Origin of the sequence: Luteimonas aestuarii (genome assembly GCF_004357985.1) — a bacterium.
In the GTDB taxonomy this organism is placed as follows: domain Bacteria; phylum Pseudomonadota; class Gammaproteobacteria; order Xanthomonadales; family Xanthomonadaceae; genus Luteimonas; species Luteimonas aestuarii.
In genome coordinates, this window is record NZ_SMTF01000006.1 from 82922 (window position 1) to 98022 (window position 15101).

Annotated in this window: 16 protein-coding genes; 5 read left to right on the forward strand and 11 right to left on the reverse strand. The window is 69.2% G+C overall.

Annotated features, from left to right (window positions below; all coding sequences use genetic code 11):
• Nucleotides 1–154: 154 nt before the first annotated feature.
• From E2F46_RS09675 to E2F46_RS09690, 4 genes are all read right to left on the reverse strand, one after another.
• Nucleotides 155–457, reverse strand: a complete 303-nt coding sequence (locus E2F46_RS09675) for a DUF6630 family protein (RefSeq protein ID WP_133321887.1) — start codon at nucleotides 455–457, stop codon at nucleotides 155–157.
• Between the two features lie 36 nt (nucleotides 458–493).
• Nucleotides 494–2116 carry a hypothetical protein gene (locus tag E2F46_RS09680; RefSeq protein ID WP_133321888.1) on the reverse strand — a complete coding sequence of 541 codons (1623 nt, stop codon included), beginning with the start codon at nucleotides 2114–2116 and terminating at the stop codon, nucleotides 494–496.
• Nucleotides 2091–2702, reverse strand: a complete 612-nt coding sequence (locus tag E2F46_RS09685; RefSeq protein WP_133321889.1) for a hypothetical protein — start codon at nucleotides 2700–2702, stop codon at nucleotides 2091–2093. The genes E2F46_RS09680 and E2F46_RS09685 overlap by 26 nt, the downstream gene beginning before the upstream one ends.
• 201 nt (nucleotides 2703–2903) lie before the next feature.
• Nucleotides 2904–3452 (reverse strand): DUF6630 family protein, encoded by a 549-nt coding sequence (locus tag E2F46_RS09690; RefSeq protein ID WP_243720375.1) that lies wholly within the window; start codon nucleotides 3450–3452, stop codon nucleotides 2904–2906.
• 175 nt (nucleotides 3453–3627) lie between these two features.
• On the opposite strand from E2F46_RS09690, the gene E2F46_RS09695 reads away from it, so the two are divergent.
• Nucleotides 3628–5772: a prolyl oligopeptidase family serine peptidase gene (locus tag E2F46_RS09695; RefSeq protein ID WP_133321890.1), complete on the forward strand. Its 2145-nt coding sequence runs from the start codon at nucleotides 3628–3630 to the stop codon at nucleotides 5770–5772.
• 68 nt (nucleotides 5773–5840) lie between these two features.
• Here E2F46_RS09695 and E2F46_RS09700 read toward each other — a convergent pair whose 3' ends face one another.
• Entirely contained in the window at nucleotides 5841–6152 is a 312-nt protein-coding gene (locus tag E2F46_RS09700; RefSeq protein WP_133321891.1) for a putative quinol monooxygenase, read from the reverse strand.
• Nucleotides 6152–6829 (reverse strand): type 1 glutamine amidotransferase domain-containing protein, encoded by a 678-nt coding sequence (locus E2F46_RS09705; RefSeq protein ID WP_133321892.1) that lies wholly within the window; start codon nucleotides 6827–6829, stop codon nucleotides 6152–6154. The genes E2F46_RS09700 and E2F46_RS09705 overlap by 1 nt, the downstream gene beginning before the upstream one ends.
• 128 nt (nucleotides 6830–6957) lie before the next feature.
• Between E2F46_RS09705 and E2F46_RS09710 the strand changes: the two genes are divergently transcribed.
• Nucleotides 6958–7863 (forward strand): LysR family transcriptional regulator, encoded by a 906-nt coding sequence (locus E2F46_RS09710; protein ID WP_133321893.1) that lies wholly within the window; start codon nucleotides 6958–6960, stop codon nucleotides 7861–7863.
• Nucleotides 7864–7888: 25 nt separating this feature from the next.
• Here the strand turns inward: E2F46_RS09710 and E2F46_RS09715 are convergent, their stop codons facing one another.
• Both E2F46_RS09715 and E2F46_RS09720 read right to left on the reverse strand, forming a co-directional pair.
• Nucleotides 7889–8899 carry an aldo/keto reductase gene (locus tag E2F46_RS09715; RefSeq protein ID WP_133321894.1) on the reverse strand — a complete coding sequence of 337 codons (1011 nt, stop codon included), beginning with the start codon at nucleotides 8897–8899 and terminating at the stop codon, nucleotides 7889–7891.
• A 163-nt stretch (nucleotides 8900–9062) separates the two neighbouring features.
• On the reverse strand, nucleotides 9063–9617 hold the full coding sequence (locus tag E2F46_RS09720; RefSeq protein WP_133321895.1) for a DUF2058 domain-containing protein: 555 nt from the start codon (nucleotides 9615–9617) through the stop codon (nucleotides 9063–9065).
• 218 nt (nucleotides 9618–9835) lie between these two features.
• Here E2F46_RS09720 and E2F46_RS09725 point away from each other — a divergent pair, with 218 nt between their 5' ends.
• Together E2F46_RS09725 and E2F46_RS09730 are read left to right on the forward strand one after the other, a co-directional pair.
• Entirely contained in the window at nucleotides 9836–10066 is a 231-nt protein-coding gene (locus E2F46_RS09725) for a hypothetical protein (RefSeq protein ID WP_133321896.1), read from the forward strand.
• A 331-nt stretch (nucleotides 10067–10397) separates the two neighbouring features.
• Nucleotides 10398–10733, forward strand: coding sequence for an EF-hand domain-containing protein (locus tag E2F46_RS09730; RefSeq protein WP_133321897.1), 336 nt, complete (start codon nucleotides 10398–10400; stop codon nucleotides 10731–10733).
• Nucleotides 10734–10865: 132 nt separating this feature from the next.
• Here E2F46_RS09730 and E2F46_RS09735 read toward each other — a convergent pair whose 3' ends face one another.
• The 3 genes from E2F46_RS09735 to E2F46_RS09745 form a co-directional block, all read right to left on the reverse strand.
• The gene (locus tag E2F46_RS09735) at nucleotides 10866–12170 is read right to left on the reverse strand and encodes a gluzincin family metallopeptidase (protein ID WP_133321898.1); all 1305 of its coding nucleotides are present in this window, start codon (nucleotides 12168–12170) and stop codon (nucleotides 10866–10868) included.
• Nucleotides 12171–12316: 146 nt separating this feature from the next.
• Nucleotides 12317–13171 (reverse strand): hypothetical protein, encoded by an 855-nt coding sequence (locus E2F46_RS09740; RefSeq protein ID WP_133321899.1) that lies wholly within the window; start codon nucleotides 13169–13171, stop codon nucleotides 12317–12319.
• Nucleotides 13172–13306: 135 nt separating this feature from the next.
• The gene (locus E2F46_RS09745) at nucleotides 13307–14197 is read right to left on the reverse strand and encodes an AraC family transcriptional regulator (RefSeq protein WP_133321900.1); all 891 of its coding nucleotides are present in this window, start codon (nucleotides 14195–14197) and stop codon (nucleotides 13307–13309) included.
• 137 nt (nucleotides 14198–14334) lie between these two features.
• Between E2F46_RS09745 and E2F46_RS09750 the strand changes: the two genes are divergently transcribed.
• A complete protein-coding gene (locus E2F46_RS09750) occupies nucleotides 14335–15090 on the forward strand; it encodes an SDR family NAD(P)-dependent oxidoreductase (protein ID WP_133321901.1) in 756 nt (251 codons plus the stop codon).
• The last annotated feature ends 11 nt before the right edge of the window (nucleotides 15091–15101 follow it).

A 15101-nucleotide genomic window follows, 5' to 3' on the forward strand; every position in this document is an offset into this window, starting at 1 on the left:
CACCGGGGTCCGATACCCCCTGCCGGATGTCCGGCAACGCACCAACGGCGCGGATCCTTTGCTTCTCCGCCATTCGCGTTGAAGGCGCGGTGTCGTTGCGCTGCGGATACGCGCCGGAAGATCGGTTCGCACACGCGCATGCATGCCGTCCCTGTCACGCCCCAGCCGCAGGCCGCGCGTCGATCCCCAATGTCGGTGCAAGGATGCGCATCGCGGTGTCGTCGCTCGACGCGGTCATCCAGCCGGCCACGTGTTCGGTGCCGGTGTCCCAGGTCCACAGGGTGTAGCCGTCGAGGCGCAGCTGGTCGTGCGCGGTCTCCAGCAGTTCGTCGGTGCTGGTGCGCGCGAGGAAGGCGTCGTCGGTGGGTCTTCCACGCCCCAGTCGATGTCGAGGTTGTAGCGCCATCAGGGTGGAGACGAGGTGTTCCGGAGAGGGAGCTACGAGGCAAACACTCAACCTGTGCTGGACTTCCTCATCCGCCCGTCGATCTGCTCAGCCTCTTTCAAACTCTCCGATCTGACGTTGATCAGCACGCGGTTGCTGAACTTCCCGTTCTCCGGCCTGTTGCCGTGCCAACAGCTGTTCTCCGCGATGGATGAACGCAACGCCCTGGGGAGACTGCGCGAATTCCTGTGCGATGCGACTGGCCCCCGCCTCGTCACCCGCGGTTACCGCGGCGAGCATGCGGTTGAGGTACGGGTTTTCGAACGGGGTCGCTGGTGCGGCTACCAATTCTCGGTGCTCCGGCGCAGCACCTGGGCTCTGGCGCGAAAGGATTCCGGCATCGCGGGTCTCCCCGCCATACCCCGGCCCCTCGGGTGGGTGCGGCGCAACTACGAAATCCCTATCGCGTTCGTCCATGGCATGGTGGACATCGCCAGGAGTCGTCGTCACGTCGGCACGCAGCGCTGGCACGCTGGGATCGACACGCAGCAACGTCGCGCGCCGCCCGTCCTCGTTGATCATCAATTCTGTCGTACCGTCGTCATTGCGCACACGCGTCAAGTTGTCCGGATCGATACGGCGCCATTGCCCGCCGATGAAAGCTTGGCCCTGACCATTGCGGTTCCAGTGCACGAAATCGTCGCCAGAGACGTAGAAGCCGGCCTGCCGGCTGCCATTCGCTTGCGCCTGCGGATTGCCTTCCGCCATTGTTGCCCCCTGATCGAGCGAAGCGATGAACCGGCGCGAGGCCTCGGGCGTCAGGAACAGCGAACGTACCGTGTCGTACTCGAAACCGAGATCAGGATTGCGCGCATTGGGCTGGTGAGCGGCAACCGGCCCGACGAGAGGATCGGCGGCCACGTTGGCCCATGCCCTCGACAAAGGGTTGTCCGCATCGGCGCCGCGCAACGCATTGAGGACTGCAATGCCTCGCAATGTATTGTCCGCGCCGCTCTGCAGATAATCCGGATTGCCATTGGGTTGGTTGGGCAGCAGGCCGTCGATGGCTGTCTTCACAGCAGCGGACGATGTCAGCGCTCCCGCTTCGACGCGGTCCAGCAGGCCCGGCCAGCGAGCCTGGCCGGCCTGGTTCTGCAGCTTCATGAACATGCCTGCCAGTTCCGCCTGCTCGTCGCCCGTGGCGTTGCGATAAAGGTTCGTGCGTAACAGGCGTTCCAGCGCCGTGTCCCGATTGCCCACGATGTCATCAGCCGCGGTCACGCCATCAACGTGCGCGGTGTCCAGCCCATGCACGAACGTCCGCCCATCGTCGGATTCCAGGAACCGGTTGATGCCCGAGCGGTCGACGTCGACCGCGTTGGCCGCGCGCATCTCGCGCCCGGTGCGTTGCAGGGATGCCAGCACGGCCTCGTAATCGTCCTGCCCGAGTTCGAGCGCGGCCCGATCCGGTTGTGTCGCCGCCCAGCTCTGGTAGCGATCCAGCAGGTCGCCGGCCACCTCCGCATGCTGTCCCAGATCGACCTGCATCGTGCCGAACGAGTAGCCGCTGTTGGCCACCGGCTGCATTCGCCCGCCTGGCCCGACATTGCCGGCGAAGCTCAGGCGGTAGGCAACATCGCGACCTGCGATGCTGCCTTCCGAGGTCACGCCCACGGCGAAGTAGGCGGCCGCCCGCAACTCGTTTTCAGTCAGAGGATTCGGGTTTGTCATGATTCATTTCCCTATGAGTCATCCACGATGGAGCGTCCGACAGGCAGTCCTGCACCCAAGGCTCCATCTGCAATGCTTCCCACTCGCCTTGCAACGTTCGGGCGGCCTGGTAATCGGCGAAACATGCGCCATCTGCGCCCACCAGATCGCCAAGCTTGCCGTCGCAAAGCAGCAGCGGCTTGTCGATGCTTTGCCACCCGTCGCTGCATTCCGTGTCGGTTTCGGCACCCGGACGCCCGCACACTTGCGTGCGACGCGCTTCCGTAGGGGAGGTCGCATGCGCGACGACCCTGCCGTCGTACGCCTTTCCAGATGCGAGGTAGGACCAGGTTCCACAGATACGGTCGCCACGCTGTGCCAGCAGGTAACGACTGCATTCTTCTGGCGAGGACGCGCCATCGCATGATTGCCAGGCACCCGCGAACGGATCGCCAGGCGACGTCTCCCCGGACCCTTGCTGCTGCGCGAATGGTGTTGAAGGTGCCGCATCGTCCACCGCAACCGACACCCCCCCGTTACCGGTCCCGGGACCCGGCCCCGCGCACGCCGCAAGGCCCAACAACACCATCGTTCCCAGAGCACGCATCCAGAATCCCTCCTGAAGAGGGCTCTACCCTACGCGTGGATCAGTTTGTCGACAATTGATGGGGCATCGGGGGCGGGACCAGGGGTCAGACTCGGTTTTTTCCCCGCGTACCGGGCAACGCCACGAGCTCCTGTTTGGATGCCATGGATCCCGGTCGCGAGAGACGGAACAACACACGCGTGCAGCTTTCGGCGGCTTGTCTCACATCCCCGCAGGCCGCGCGTCGATCCCCAATGCCGGTGCAAGGATGCGCATCGCGGTGTCGTCGCTCGACGCGGTCATCCAGCCGGCCACGTGTTCGGTGCCGGTGTCCCAGGTCCACAGGGTGTAGCCGTCGAGGCGCAGCTGGTCGTGCGCGGTCTCCAGCAGTTCGTCGGTGCTGGTGCGCGCGAGGAAGGCGTCGTCGGTGGGGTCTTCCACGCCCCAGTCGATGTCGAGGTTGTAGCGCGCGGCCAGTTCGGTGAGGGCGTCGACCAGGGTGCCGGTCGCGGTCTCTTCGACGTGGAAGCCGGACTTCCAGTCGATCACGTCTTTCAGCAGCCACGCCGCTTCGATGTCGTCGGCATCGGCGCCGGCCAGGGCGTCCTGGAACGCGGCGAACTGCTGCAGTGCGGCGTCTTCGTCGCCGGGGTTGATGACCAGCAGCAGCTGCCAGACCAGGGCTTCGGCGCTGACCTCGTCGTCGATCTCCGTGCCGTCGGCGTCATCGGCGTAGTTGTTGTCCGGATCGAATTCGTCGGGGAGCGTCATCGCGGGCGTACCGGCGGGGTTGCTGGGGCGTCAGTGTGCCGGAAGCAGGCCCGCGTGGTCAGCGGGGTGCCGTTGGCAACGCCATGCCTCCGGTCCGCGTGTCAGGCTTGCCGTGGTTTCTCCGTTGGATGCAGAGACCCGGCCCCTGCGTGCCGCCCTGTTCCGGAGATATCCGATGCTGGACTTCCGTCCGTCGCGGTCGCTGTGGCTGTGCGCCCTGCTCATCCCCTGCGTGTCCCTGGGCCAGCCGCCTGCGGCGAAGGTCGAACCGGTGGTCGACGACTACTACGGCACGCAGGTCACCGACCCCTATCGCTGGATGGAAAGCGGCAAGGACCCGGACTGGCTGCCGTGGCTGAAGGCGCAGGGTGGACACACGCAGGCGGTGTTCGCGGCCTTGCCGGGACGCGCCGCGCTGCTGGCCGACGTGGCGGCGCGCTCGGGCGAACTGTCCTCGGTGGGCATGGCCGAGCTGGCCGGTGGCCGGGTGTTCCATGAGATCCGCGCCGCCGGCGAACAGGACACCAAGCTGATGCTGCGCGAGGCCGACGGTCGCATCCGCGTGCTGTTCGACCCCGGCACGATGCAGGGCGACGGCGACCAGGTGCTCGATCGCTGGATGGCGGCGCCCGACGGCAGGCACGTGCTGGTGGCGGTGTCCAAACGCGGCACCGAGCACTCCACGCTGCGCGTGCTGGACGTGGACAGCGGCGCGTTGCTGGACGTGGCCATTCCGCATGCGATGGGACTGAGCTGGACCGGCGACAGCCGCGGTTTCAGCTATCTCAAATTCGTGGGTGAGCCGGGTACGCCCAGCTATTTCGTCAACAACGAACCGCGATTGCACGCGCTCGGCAGCCCCGGTGACGACGTGGTGCTGGCGCGTCGCGGCGAGGCGGGGCTGCAGGCGGTGCCGGAACAGTTCCTGCTGGTGGTGTTCGAACCCAGCAGCGACACCGCGCTGGCGATCGTGCGCGATGGTCGCAGCGAAGCGGCCGTGTATCGCGCCGATGCCGATGCCACGATGCGCGGGCAGCCGCAATGGACGCTGGTGGCCGGCTTCGACGACGTGGTGGTGGACATGGGCCTGGCGGGCGATCGCCTGTACCTGACCTCGAAGAAGAACGCGTCCGGCGGACGCATCCTGCAGACCTCGGCTTCGGCGCCGGACCTGGCCAATGCGCGCGCGCTGCCCCTGCCCGGCGAACCGGTGATCGAGTCGATCCTGTCCACGGGCGGCGGCCTGCTGGTACGCACCATCGATGGCGCGTCCTCGGGCCTGTGGCGCGTGCGCGAGGACGGTGCCGCGGAACAGGTCGCGCTGCCGTTCGCCGGCAGTGTCCCGTGGGTGCACGGCACGGCCGCGTCGGGCGACGTGCTGGTGGCGATGACGGGCTGGTTCACCCCGAACACGGTGTACCGGCTGGACCTGGACGGTGGCGACGCGCACGACCTGGCCCTGGTGCCGCCGCCACCGTTCGACACCACGGGCTACGAGGCACGCCGCAGGGTGGCCATCGCACGTGATGGCGTGCAGGTGCCCTACACGCTGGTGATGAAGAAAGACGCCACGCCCGACGCCACGACGCCCGTGTTGCTGGAAGCCTACGGCTCCTACGGCTATCCCGCCTCGCCGCGCTTCAACGCGCGGATGCTCGCCTTCCTCGACCGCGGTGGCGTCTACGCGGTGGCCAACGTGCGCGGCGGCGGCGAGTTCGGCCGCGACTGGCACTACGCCGGCAAGGCCGCGACCAAGGCCAACACCTGGCGCGACGCGATCGACGTGGCGGAGACGCTGGTCGCCGATCGCATCGGATCACCCGCCACGATGACCCTGCTCGGCACCTCGGCCGGCGGCGTGATGCTGGGCGGCGCGATCAACGAGCGGCCGGACCTGTTCAGCGGCGCGATCGCGAACGTCGGCTTCATGAATCCGATCCGCTACGTGTCCGAGCAGAACTACGCCGACATCGAGGAGTGGGGCGGGCCGATCACCGATGCGCAGTCGTTCCGCACGATGTACGACCTCGATCCCTACCAGCACATCCGCGAAGGCGTGGACTATCCCGCGACGCTGGTGGTGAGCGGTCTCAACGATCCGCGCGCGGCCACGTTCCACAGCGCCAAGTACGCCGCGCGCCTGGCCGCCGCGACCGCCAGCGCCGAGCCGGTGCTGCTGCGCATCGATTTCGAGGCCGGCCACGGCATGGGCTCCAGCCGCAGACAGCTCGACGAGGTGTGGACCGACATCTATGCGTTCGCGCTGTGGCAGGGCGGGATGCGCGAGTTCCAGCCCGGCGCGGCCACGACGGTGCCGTAGCCGCACGCTTGGTCTGTGCAGCGGTGCCCGATGGGGCACCGCCGTGCTGCGTGCACCGGGCCGGCGGATCACGCCGGCCCGTGCGCCTGGAGCAGTTCCACCTGCCGGCCCTCCAGCCGGGGCACGATCCGCTCGACCACCAGCGCCGCGTAATGCGGCGAGTTGCGGTGCGCGTCGAGCGCGGCGGCGTCGCGGTAGCGTTCCAGCAACAGCAGGGTGGCCGGCGCATCCGGCGCCTGGAACACCTCGTAGCCCAGGCAGCCGGGTTCCTGCAGCGAGGCGGTGCGCATCGCGGCGACGTGTTCGAGCACGTCGCCGAGGGCGTCGCCGGCCACCTGCCAGCGCGCGACCACCACGATCTCCTGCGCGGCCCCGGCCATCACGCGCGCCCCTGCAGGGCGTCGGCGATGGCCTGGCCGACCAGGGTGCCGGAGGCGGGGTTCTGGCCGGTGACCAGGCGTCCGTCCACGGCCACCGTCGGCTGCCACGGGTCGACCGACCGGTACAGCGCGCCTTCCGCCCGCAGCGCGGTTTCCAGGTCGAACGGCACGTCGGCGCGGGCGTAGCCGTCCTCCTCGGCGGTCGAGAATCCGGCCACCTCGCGGCCCTGCACCAGCGGGCTGCCATCTTCCAGGGTCACCCCGAGGAACGCGGCCGGGCCGTGGCATACCGCGGCCACCACCTTGCCGCCGTCCCAGGCGCGGCGCACGGCCGCCTGCACCTCGGGGTTGCCGGTGATGTCGACCATCGGCCCCAGCCCGCCGGGGAAGAACACCGCGTCGTAGTCCAGCACGTCCACCTCCGCCAACGGGCGGCTGCGGGACAGGCGGCGGTAGGCGTCGCTGGCGAGGAACGCCGCCTGCACCGGATCGCTGCCGTCGAAGCCGTCTTCGGGCAGCTTGCCGCCGCGGGGCGATGCGAATTCCACTGCGATCCCGGCCCGGTCGAGCACCTCGAACGGATGCGCGATCTCGGGGAAGAAGAACCCGGTCGGGCGATTGTTGGGGCCGATCTCGGCCGCGTTTGTCACAACGAACAAGACATGCTGGACGCTCATGGCGCACACTCCCTTGGTTCGATAAGCCCGGCGATTCCGGGCGAAACAAACATTAGGGCCACGTTCTTGTGCCCGGTAGGTGCGCGGAAACTGACGTATTGTCATATTTCCTATGACAATTTCGCCGGATGAGCGACCATCCCTCCCCGATCCTGGACGAGCTGCGCGGCATGGCGGTGTTCGCCACGGTCGTGCGCTGCGGCAGCTTCGCTTCCGCGGCGCGCGCGCTGGGGCTGACCCGCGCGGTGGTCAGCCACCATGTCCGGGTGCTGGAGACCAAGCTGGGGGTGCCGCTGGCGCAGCGGAGCACGCGCAGCTTCAGCCTGACCCCGGCCGGCGAGGCGTTCCGCGTGCATTGCGAGCGCCTGCTGGACGAAGCGCACGACGGCATCCGCGGCATGGAGCTGCTGCGCGCCGAACCGCGCGGCGAAGTGCGCATTACCTGCTCGCACCACTTCGGCAACAAGCGCATCCTGCCGGCACTGCTGGACTTCCGGCGGCGCTACCCGGCGATCCGCCTGCACGTGGCGATGAACGACAACAATGTCGACCTGGTGCAGCGTGGCATCGAACTGGCCGTGCGCGCCGGGCCGCTGGCCGATTCCGATCTGGTCGCGCGCCTGCTGGTGCGCGAGCCCACGCTACTGTGCGCCGCGCCCGCCTACCTGCGGCGCTACCGCGCGCCGGCCACGTTCGCTGAACTGGAACAGCATCGCTGGGTGGTGTATCCGCCCAGCCAGCGCGTGCTGTCGGCGCGCGTGGGCGGCCGGCCGATGGAGATGGCGGTGCAGGGCGACATCGTCACCGACAGCGCGGCCTCACGGCTGGCCTTCGTACTCGCGGGCGAAGGCATCGCGCGCCTGCCCGCGTACGACGCCGCGGCGCCGCTGGCCGCGGGCGACCTGGTCCACCTGCTGCCGGACGTGGAAACGGCGCCGCTGGAGATCTTCGTGGTGCATGGTCGGCGCATCGGCCCCAGCGCGCGCCTGCTGCGCGACTTCCTGCTGCAGGCCGCGCCCGGCGACGCAGGCTGAGGCGGCACGCCGGCGCCGGTGCGCCTCAGTCGTCGACGGGCAGCGGCGCGTCCGGATGCACCAGCTGCGCCTCGCGCAGTTCGCGCCAGAAGTCGGCGGGCACGTCTTCATTGAGCGCGGCGCGATCCTCGGCGATGCGGTCGGGCCGGCTTGCGCCGGGAATCACCGCGGCCACCGCCGGGTTGGCGAGCGCGAACCGCAAGCCCGCTGCCTTCATGCTCACGCCGTACCGGTCGGCGATCGCCTTGATGCGCGCCACCTTGTCGAGGATGCGCTGCGGCGCAGGCGCGTACTCGAAGGTCTTGCCGCCCACCAGCACGCCGGAGCTGTAGGGGCCGCCGACCACGACGCCCAGGCCGCGTTCAGCCACCTTGGGCATCACCCGCTGCAGGGCGCGTGCGTGGTCGAGCAGGGTGTAGCGGCCGGCCAGCAGGAAGCCGTCGGGGCGCGGTTCGTCCAGGTCCAGCAGCAGTTCGATCGCCTCCACGCGGTTCACGCCCAGGCCCCAGGCCTTGATCACGCCTTCGTCGCGTAGCTTGTCCAGGGCGCGGAACGCGCCGGTGCGCGCGCGTTCGAACTGGGCCAGCCATTCGTCGCCGTAGAAGTCCTGGGCAACGTCGTGCACCCAGGCGATGTCGATGCGGTCGGTGCGCAGGCGCTGCATGCTGTCGTCGAGCGAGCGCAGGGTGGCGTCGTGCGAGTAGTCGTCGACCACGCGGTTGGGCCGGCCGTGTTCGAACAGGCCGCCTTTCTCGCCGTTGTCGCGCGCGCCGTCCTCCTTCTCGTCCAGCACCAGGCGGCCGACCTTGGTGCTGAGCACGTATTCGTCGCGCGGGTGCGCGGACAGGATCTTGCCAAGGCGCAGCTCGGCCAGGCCGGCGCCGTAGAACGGCGCGGTGTCGAAGTAGCGGATGCCGTCGTTCCACGCAGCTTCCACCGTGGCATTGGCTTCGTCATCGGGGATGTCGCGGAACATGTTGCCCAGCGGCGCGGTACCGAAACCGATGCGCTCGGGCAGGAGGGTCTTGAGGGACATGGGGGCGTCTCCTGTGTGGGGCGGGTGCCCCGCACGTGCGACGGGGCCAGGCGCCCATCTTGTCGAAAGCCACCTTCAGGCGATGTCGTCGCGGTGTGGCGCGGCGGTTGCGCGGCGGCCGGGCGGACAGGGTGCGAAGTCAGCGCGCGGCAGGCTGGCGTGGTCACCACACCAGGTCGTCGGGCACCTTGAACTGCGCGTAGTAGGCGTCGTCTTCCGAGGTAGCGGCGTCGGGCTCGGCATCGTTTGCCTGGCCGTGGTCGAGCACGATGCGGCTGGCATCGCGTTCGCGCACCTTTTCCGCGGCGCCGCGCGGCAGCAGTTCGAAACGATCGTCGATGCGTGCGATCACGATGGCGCCGGCGGACAGCTGCTTGCGCTGGGCGTCGTCCACCAGCAGGGTGCGGATGGCGCCGTCCGCGGTGAAGCGGTACTCCTGTCCGCCGCTGCGCGGCAGCTTCTTGTCCGCGATGATCTGCCGGGCCTGCCTGGCGAGTTCGGCCGTGCGTGCCTTGGCCTTCTGTTCGGCGGCGAGTGCGCGGTCGCGCTCGACCTTCTCGGTGCGCACGCGCTCGGCTTCACGCTGGATCTCGCTGGCCTTGGCCGGTCCCTTGCCGTGCCGCGCCTTGACCTGCGCGCGCGCCACTTCGGCCACCTTGCCTTTCTTGACCAGGCCCGCCTTGAGCAGTTGTTCCTGGAGCGGATTCGGCTTCGCCATGGTGTGGAATGCGTGATGGGTGCGGCGACATCATACGTGCCGGCCAGAGCGACACGCTCCGCCCGACATGCTCGAAAGCCGTCATCCCGGCGCTGGCGGGGACCCTCGGACGCTGTTGTCGAGAGGGCGCCACGCCGTCCGCGCCAACGTCCATGGGCCCCCGCCTTCGGGGGGGCGGCCATCCGCGTTTCAACGCGAAGGATTGGCAGCGAGCAGCCATGGCGGAGGCAGGCAAGGGCTGGCGCGGGCGCATGGTGATGCTGGTGGGTGCAGCGGTGTCGCTTGTGCCGGGCTGGCTGGCGTGGCGCTGCATGGCGGGCATCGCCGCACTGGCCTGGGCGATCTGGTTGGCCGCCGTCGCCGCGTTGTTCGCGCAGTTCGCGCCCATCGCCTGGATCCGCGCGGCGCTGGGCCGGGACATCCTGACGCACGATATGTCCCTGCGCTGATCGATGGTTGTACGTGATCGTCGGCATGCAGCCGCGAGGCATCGATGCAAGCGCACAACGCGATGAATGCGGCGCCCGCTGCCGTGCGCACGCATGCGCGTCCCCGCGACATGAATCCCGTTGTGCAACGCGTTCAGTCTTGCCCGAACGTCGCGGGAGCAGCCGATGGAAGCGATTTCCGTGCCGCATTCGTAATCGACGCGTGATACGCGCGCAGCTTTGCGATGACATCCGCGAAATATCGGATGTGGTGTCGTGTACCCCAAGCCAGCCAACGGTGGCGGCTGCAGGTTCCACCCTCTTTCATCCCCCGAAAAGACGAGACCAAGCCATGAAGATCATCCACACCCTTGCCCTGACCACACTGTCCACCGCGCTGGCCGCCGGCACCGCGTTGGCGCAGGACCCGCAGCCGACCGCGCCGCCCACCGGCGTGCCGCAGGCCGAGATGCAGTCGCATGACCGCCACGACAAGGCCGACAAGCCGAGCTTCGACCAGCTCGATACCCGCGGTGCAGGCAGCATCTCGCGCGCCGACCTGGCCGCGCATCCCAAGCTGCTGGAAAAATTCGACGAGATCGACACCGCCGGCGACGGCAGCATCTCGCGCGCCGAGTACGAGGCATGGAAGTCGCGGAAGGAAGCGACGCGCGGCGACGGCTACTGATCGCGCCATCCAACCGCCTGCTTCAACGGAGCGCCCCGCATGGGGCGCTTCGCTTTTGCGGCCACGCTTGTCGGGATGCGCTGCCGCCGCGGTGGCGCGCAGGCAGGCCCGATGGCCCGCGGAACCGCAGCGTCAAAGTTCGCTGGCGAAGCGGTCGGCGACGTCCTGTCCCTGCTGCGCGGCAAGCAGCTGCAGGAATGCATCCAGCGTGTCGTCGGGCGCGGCGTGGGCCTGCACCAGCAATGCGTCCACCGCGCCGCGCCCGATGCGGTCCTGCAGCGCGAACAGCGCGGTGGGGCCGCGGTGGTAAAGCAGGTCCTGCCGGGTGGCCGTCAGCCCGTCGATGTCGCGCAGCGAGCCTTCGATGGCGGCCGAGCGCTGTGCCATCGTGGCCCGCCGCGTCTCCAGCCAGGCGTCGCCCCATGCGTCGCCGCCGTGGCGCACGGCAAGGTATTCGCTGATCGACTCGGACAGGAACTCGTGCGGCGTGCCCGGCCTGCCGCGCGACCACCAGAAGTGCGCGACCTCGTGGTGCAGCGTGTCCAGCTGCACCCGTTCGTCGGACTGGTCGAGCACGATGAAGTCGCCGCCGGTGGAATAGGCCTGTCGCGGATACTTCAGGCCGATGTCGCGGTTGGCATACACGATGGTCAGCGCGGTGCTGGCGGTCTCCGGTTCGCCGAACAGCGCGCGATAGGCCGCGAAGGCGGCGGCGGTGCCATCGAGGATGGCGTCGGCGCGCGGTTCGGGGTCGATGCTCAGCACCACGCCGGACAATCCCTCGCCCAGCGCGCGACGCGTCTCGACCCAGCCATCGGATGCGATGAAGGTGACGCGTCCGCTGACCGGTCCGTTGGGGCGCAGCCGCCAGCGGCCTTCCCCTGCGGGTTCCACGCGGCCCGGCGCGGCCACCTGGTAACCCGCGGGCAAGGTGAGCGTGACGTCGGAGTGCACGCGCGTGCCCTTCAGCCACACCGGGTACCACAGCGCTTCCATCGTCATCTCGCTCCACCCGGGCGTCACCACGCCACGGCCGATCTCGATGCTGTCGGTGGTGACCTGGCCGGCGTAGTCGAAGGCGATGGACATGCGCTCGCCTGCCAACAGCGGCTGCACCAGGGTCACGGTGATGCGTTGCGTCTGGGGCAGCGCATAGCTGTCGATGCTGATGCCGTTCTCGAATGTCACCGCGGCATTGCGGTCGGGCTGCAGCGTGTCGATCGCCAGTCCGCCGTTGAGCAGCAGTTCGAAGCCATCCAGCGCTTCGTCGGTGTGGATCTCCAGCGTACCGCTGGCCGACAACGCGCCGTCATTTGGATCGAAGTGCACGTCCATCCGGTACGTGCTGCCGCTGCCGGGTGCGGGTTGCGCCGCCAGCGCGGGCGCGCAGCACAGCAGCAGCGTGGCAAGGAGGACGAGTCGGTGAACGATGGTCATGCGTGCGGGTCGGCGTGGCGCGTGCGTGTGGAGGAATGCGCGAGCGTAAACGCCTGTCCGCGTGCGCTCAAACCCGCGAGGCCTTTTGCATCGGTACACGCGGGCTGAATGCACGCGCTGCATGTCCGCGGCTTTGCGACATGGCATCAGCGATACGGACGCGGCCCGCGCCACAGCAATTCGCCGAGGCGATAGACCTGATTCATGTCGAGCACGTCGCGCGCATCACCGATGGCGTCCAGTTCCGGGTCATCGGGTTCGACCATGCGGCACGGACCGGAGCCGCGTCGCAGCGCGGTTTCCAGCGGGCACACCATGATCCGTCGCGTGCCCGGCAACGGCAGCGAGAGTTCGGTCATGCCGGCATCGCGCCATGCGCGCAGGCGCGGCTCGGCACGCAGGTCGTAGATCACCTGGTAGCCATCGACCTCGAGGCTGGCTTCGTTGCCCGACGTCTGGTGCCGGCGGCCCGCGCCCGGCGCGGCACTGGCTGCCGGCCCGGCGTTGACCGGGGCCAGGTCTTCCAGGCGCATGCCGGGCGGCTGGCCGCGCAATGCGCTGGGGCGCCGGGTGGGCGGCGGTGGCGGTGCCGGCGGCTGTGGCGTGGCGGCCGGGCGTGGCACGGGTTGCGGCGGGCGTGGTGGCACCGGCGTTTGCGCCGTCGATTCGACCACCAGCGGCACGGTAGCCTCCGCGTCCGGGACCGGCGTGGTCTGCAACCGCGAAGCCGGAGGCGGCGGCGTGGCGGCGGCGTCGTCCGCCGGCGGTCGGTCCGTCGGCCGCGGCGAGGGAACGGGCGGCGACTCGCCGATGTACTGCACTTCGATGCGGCTGCCGCCCACCGCTTCGCTGCCGCTGCTCACCACCACCGGCGGCGTCAGCATCACGATCAACACCAACAATGCGTGCAGCAGCAGGCTCGCCAGCGCCGCGATGCGCGGTTGCAGGCGTTCGATGCGGTGGGCGGGCCCGGCGTGCGGCCGGGGCGGCGCGTGGCTCATGCCGCCGCGGGCGCGGCGGGAGTGCGGGACTTCATCGGCGATCGGGGCGGACGACGTGGGTGCGGCATCGTAACGCGCCCGGGTTCAGGCCCGTCCCTTCCCGGCGGCATGCGTGGTGCCGATGCATGCGTGTGTTCATGCGGAGGCGCGCAGGCGCATCATCGCTGCGCGGGCATCGGCGACCGGCGGACGACCGAACAGTCGGCTGTACTCGCGCGTGAACTGCGGCACGCTTTCGTAGCCCACGGTGTAGGCCGCGGTGCTGGCGCTGGCACCCTGCGACTGCATCAGGCGCCGCGCTTCCACCAGCCGCAGGTGCTTCTGGAACTGCAGTGGCGACAGCGAGGTGACGGCCTTGAAATGCTGGTGGAACGACGACGCGCTCATGCCCGCGATGTTGGCCAGCCGTTCCACTGCGATGGGTTCGGCGTAGTCGCGGCGCAGCACCTGCACGGCGCGGGCCACCCGCTGCACGTGGCCGTCGGGCCAGCCGAGCTTGCGGATGGCATCGCCGTGGCGCCCGGCCAGCAGCCAGTAGTGCATCTCGCGCACGCGCTGTGCCTGCAGTACCGGCAGCGCGTGCGGCTGGTCGAGCAGCTGCATCAGCCGCAGGGCGGCATCGCGGGTTTCGAGATCGGTGGGTTCGGCGCGGATGGGGGCTAGGTCGGCGCTGTCGGGCAGCGCCATCTCCGCGACCAGGCTGGCGACGATGCCGGGGTCGATCTCCAGCACCAGCGAGTAGTACGGCGTGGCCGCACTGGCGTGGGTGATCTGGCTCACGGTGGGCAGGTCGGCGGTGACCAGCAGCGAGTCGCCCGCGGCGAACTCGACGGTGCGGGTGCCGGCGGTGACCCGCTTGGCCCCCTGCTGCACCAGGCAGGCCATGGGACGGTGCACGTCGTGCATCAGCTCGCTGGGCGCGGTGGCGCGGACCGCCATGAGTCCCGGGATCGGCGTAGGCGCGAGGCCGTCGGGGCCGGCATGGGTATCGGCGAAGCGGCGGACAGCATCGAGCAAGGCGTTCATGCCGTAATTCTAGCGAATCCCGGAATCGTGTCTTGTGAATTGGAGGATCAGGCAAGGCTTGGCGAGGTTCCGGCAACCCGTTTCCGGCCGGGCTGGCGATGCTGTCCCTACCTTCCCCACACCCACAGGAGACGCGCATGTCCACCCTCACCCTGATTACCGGCGGCAGCCGCGGCCTCGGCCGCAACACCGCCCTCCATGTCGCGCGGGCCGGCGGCGACGTGCTGCTGACCTATCGCGGCAATGCCGAACAGGCCCACGCCGTCGTCGCCGAGATCGCGGCGCTGGGCCGGACGGCGGTGGCGCTGCAGCTCGATACCGGCGCGGTGTCCGGTTTCGCCGACTTCAGCGAGCGGCTGCGCACCGCGCTGCGCGACACCTGGCGACGCGAGCGTTTCGACCACCTGGTCAACAACGCCGGGCATGGCGATACCGCATCCATCGCCGACACCACCGAGGCGCAGTTCGACCGGCTGGTGGACGTGCACTTCAAGGGCGTGTTCTTCCTGACGCAGGCGTTGTTGCCGCTGATCGAAGACGGTGGCCGCATCGTCAACGTGTCCACCGGCCTCACCCGGTTCGCCTATCCGGGGTACGCGGCGTATGCGGCGGCGAAGGGCGCCGTCGAAGTGCTGACGCGCTACCTGGCCAAGGAACTCGGCGCGCGCGGCATCGCGGTGAACACGGTGGCGCCGGGCGCGATCGAAACCGATTTCGGCGGCGGCGTGGTGCGCGACAACCCGGAGATCAACCGCCAGCTCGCCGGCATCACCGCGCTCGGTCGCGTGGGCGTGGCCGACGACATCGGCGCGATGGTCGCCAGCCTGCTGGGCGACGCCAACCGCTGGGTCACGGCGCAGCGCATCGAAGTGTCGGGCGGACAGGCGATCTGACGACGCAGTAC

Excerpts from the sequence above, each read along its gene's own strand:
- E2F46_RS09720 (WP_133321895.1), bottom strand. The coding sequence starts at position 9,617 with ATGGCGAAGCCGAATCCGCTCCAGGAACAACTGCTCAAGGCGGGCCTG.
- E2F46_RS09730 (WP_133321897.1), top strand. The coding sequence starts at position 10,398 with ATGAAGATCATCCACACCCTTGCCCTGACCACACTGTCCACCGCGCTG.
- E2F46_RS09685 (WP_133321889.1), bottom strand. The coding sequence starts at position 2,702 with ATGCGTGCTCTGGGAACGATGGTGTTGTTGGGCCTTGCGGCGTGCGCG.
- E2F46_RS09735 (WP_133321898.1), bottom strand. The coding sequence starts at position 12,170 with ATGACCATCGTTCACCGACTCGTCCTCCTTGCCACGCTGCTGCTGTGC.
- E2F46_RS09695 (WP_133321890.1), top strand. The coding sequence starts at position 3,628 with ATGCTGGACTTCCGTCCGTCGCGGTCGCTGTGGCTGTGCGCCCTGCTC.
- E2F46_RS09705 (WP_133321892.1), bottom strand. The coding sequence starts at position 6,829 with ATGAGCGTCCAGCATGTCTTGTTCGTTGTGACAAACGCGGCCGAGATC.
- E2F46_RS09710 (WP_133321893.1), top strand. The coding sequence starts at position 6,958 with ATGAGCGACCATCCCTCCCCGATCCTGGACGAGCTGCGCGGCATGGCG.
- E2F46_RS09690 (WP_243720375.1), bottom strand. The coding sequence starts at position 3,452 with ATGACGCTCCCCGACGAATTCGATCCGGACAACAACTACGCCGATGAC.
- E2F46_RS09740 (WP_133321899.1), bottom strand. The coding sequence starts at position 13,171 with ATGAGCCACGCGCCGCCCCGGCCGCACGCCGGGCCCGCCCACCGCATC.
- E2F46_RS09750 (WP_133321901.1), top strand. The coding sequence starts at position 14,335 with ATGTCCACCCTCACCCTGATTACCGGCGGCAGCCGCGGCCTCGGCCGC.
- E2F46_RS09700 (WP_133321891.1), bottom strand. The coding sequence starts at position 6,152 with ATGGCCGGGGCCGCGCAGGAGATCGTGGTGGTCGCGCGCTGGCAGGTG.
- E2F46_RS09715 (WP_133321894.1), bottom strand. The coding sequence starts at position 8,899 with ATGTCCCTCAAGACCCTCCTGCCCGAGCGCATCGGTTTCGGTACCGCG.
- E2F46_RS09680 (WP_133321888.1), bottom strand. The coding sequence starts at position 2,116 with ATGACAAACCCGAATCCTCTGACTGAAAACGAGTTGCGGGCGGCCGCC.
- E2F46_RS09725 (WP_133321896.1), top strand. The coding sequence starts at position 9,836 with ATGGCGGAGGCAGGCAAGGGCTGGCGCGGGCGCATGGTGATGCTGGTG.
- E2F46_RS09745 (WP_133321900.1), bottom strand. The coding sequence starts at position 14,197 with ATGAACGCCTTGCTCGATGCTGTCCGCCGCTTCGCCGATACCCATGCC.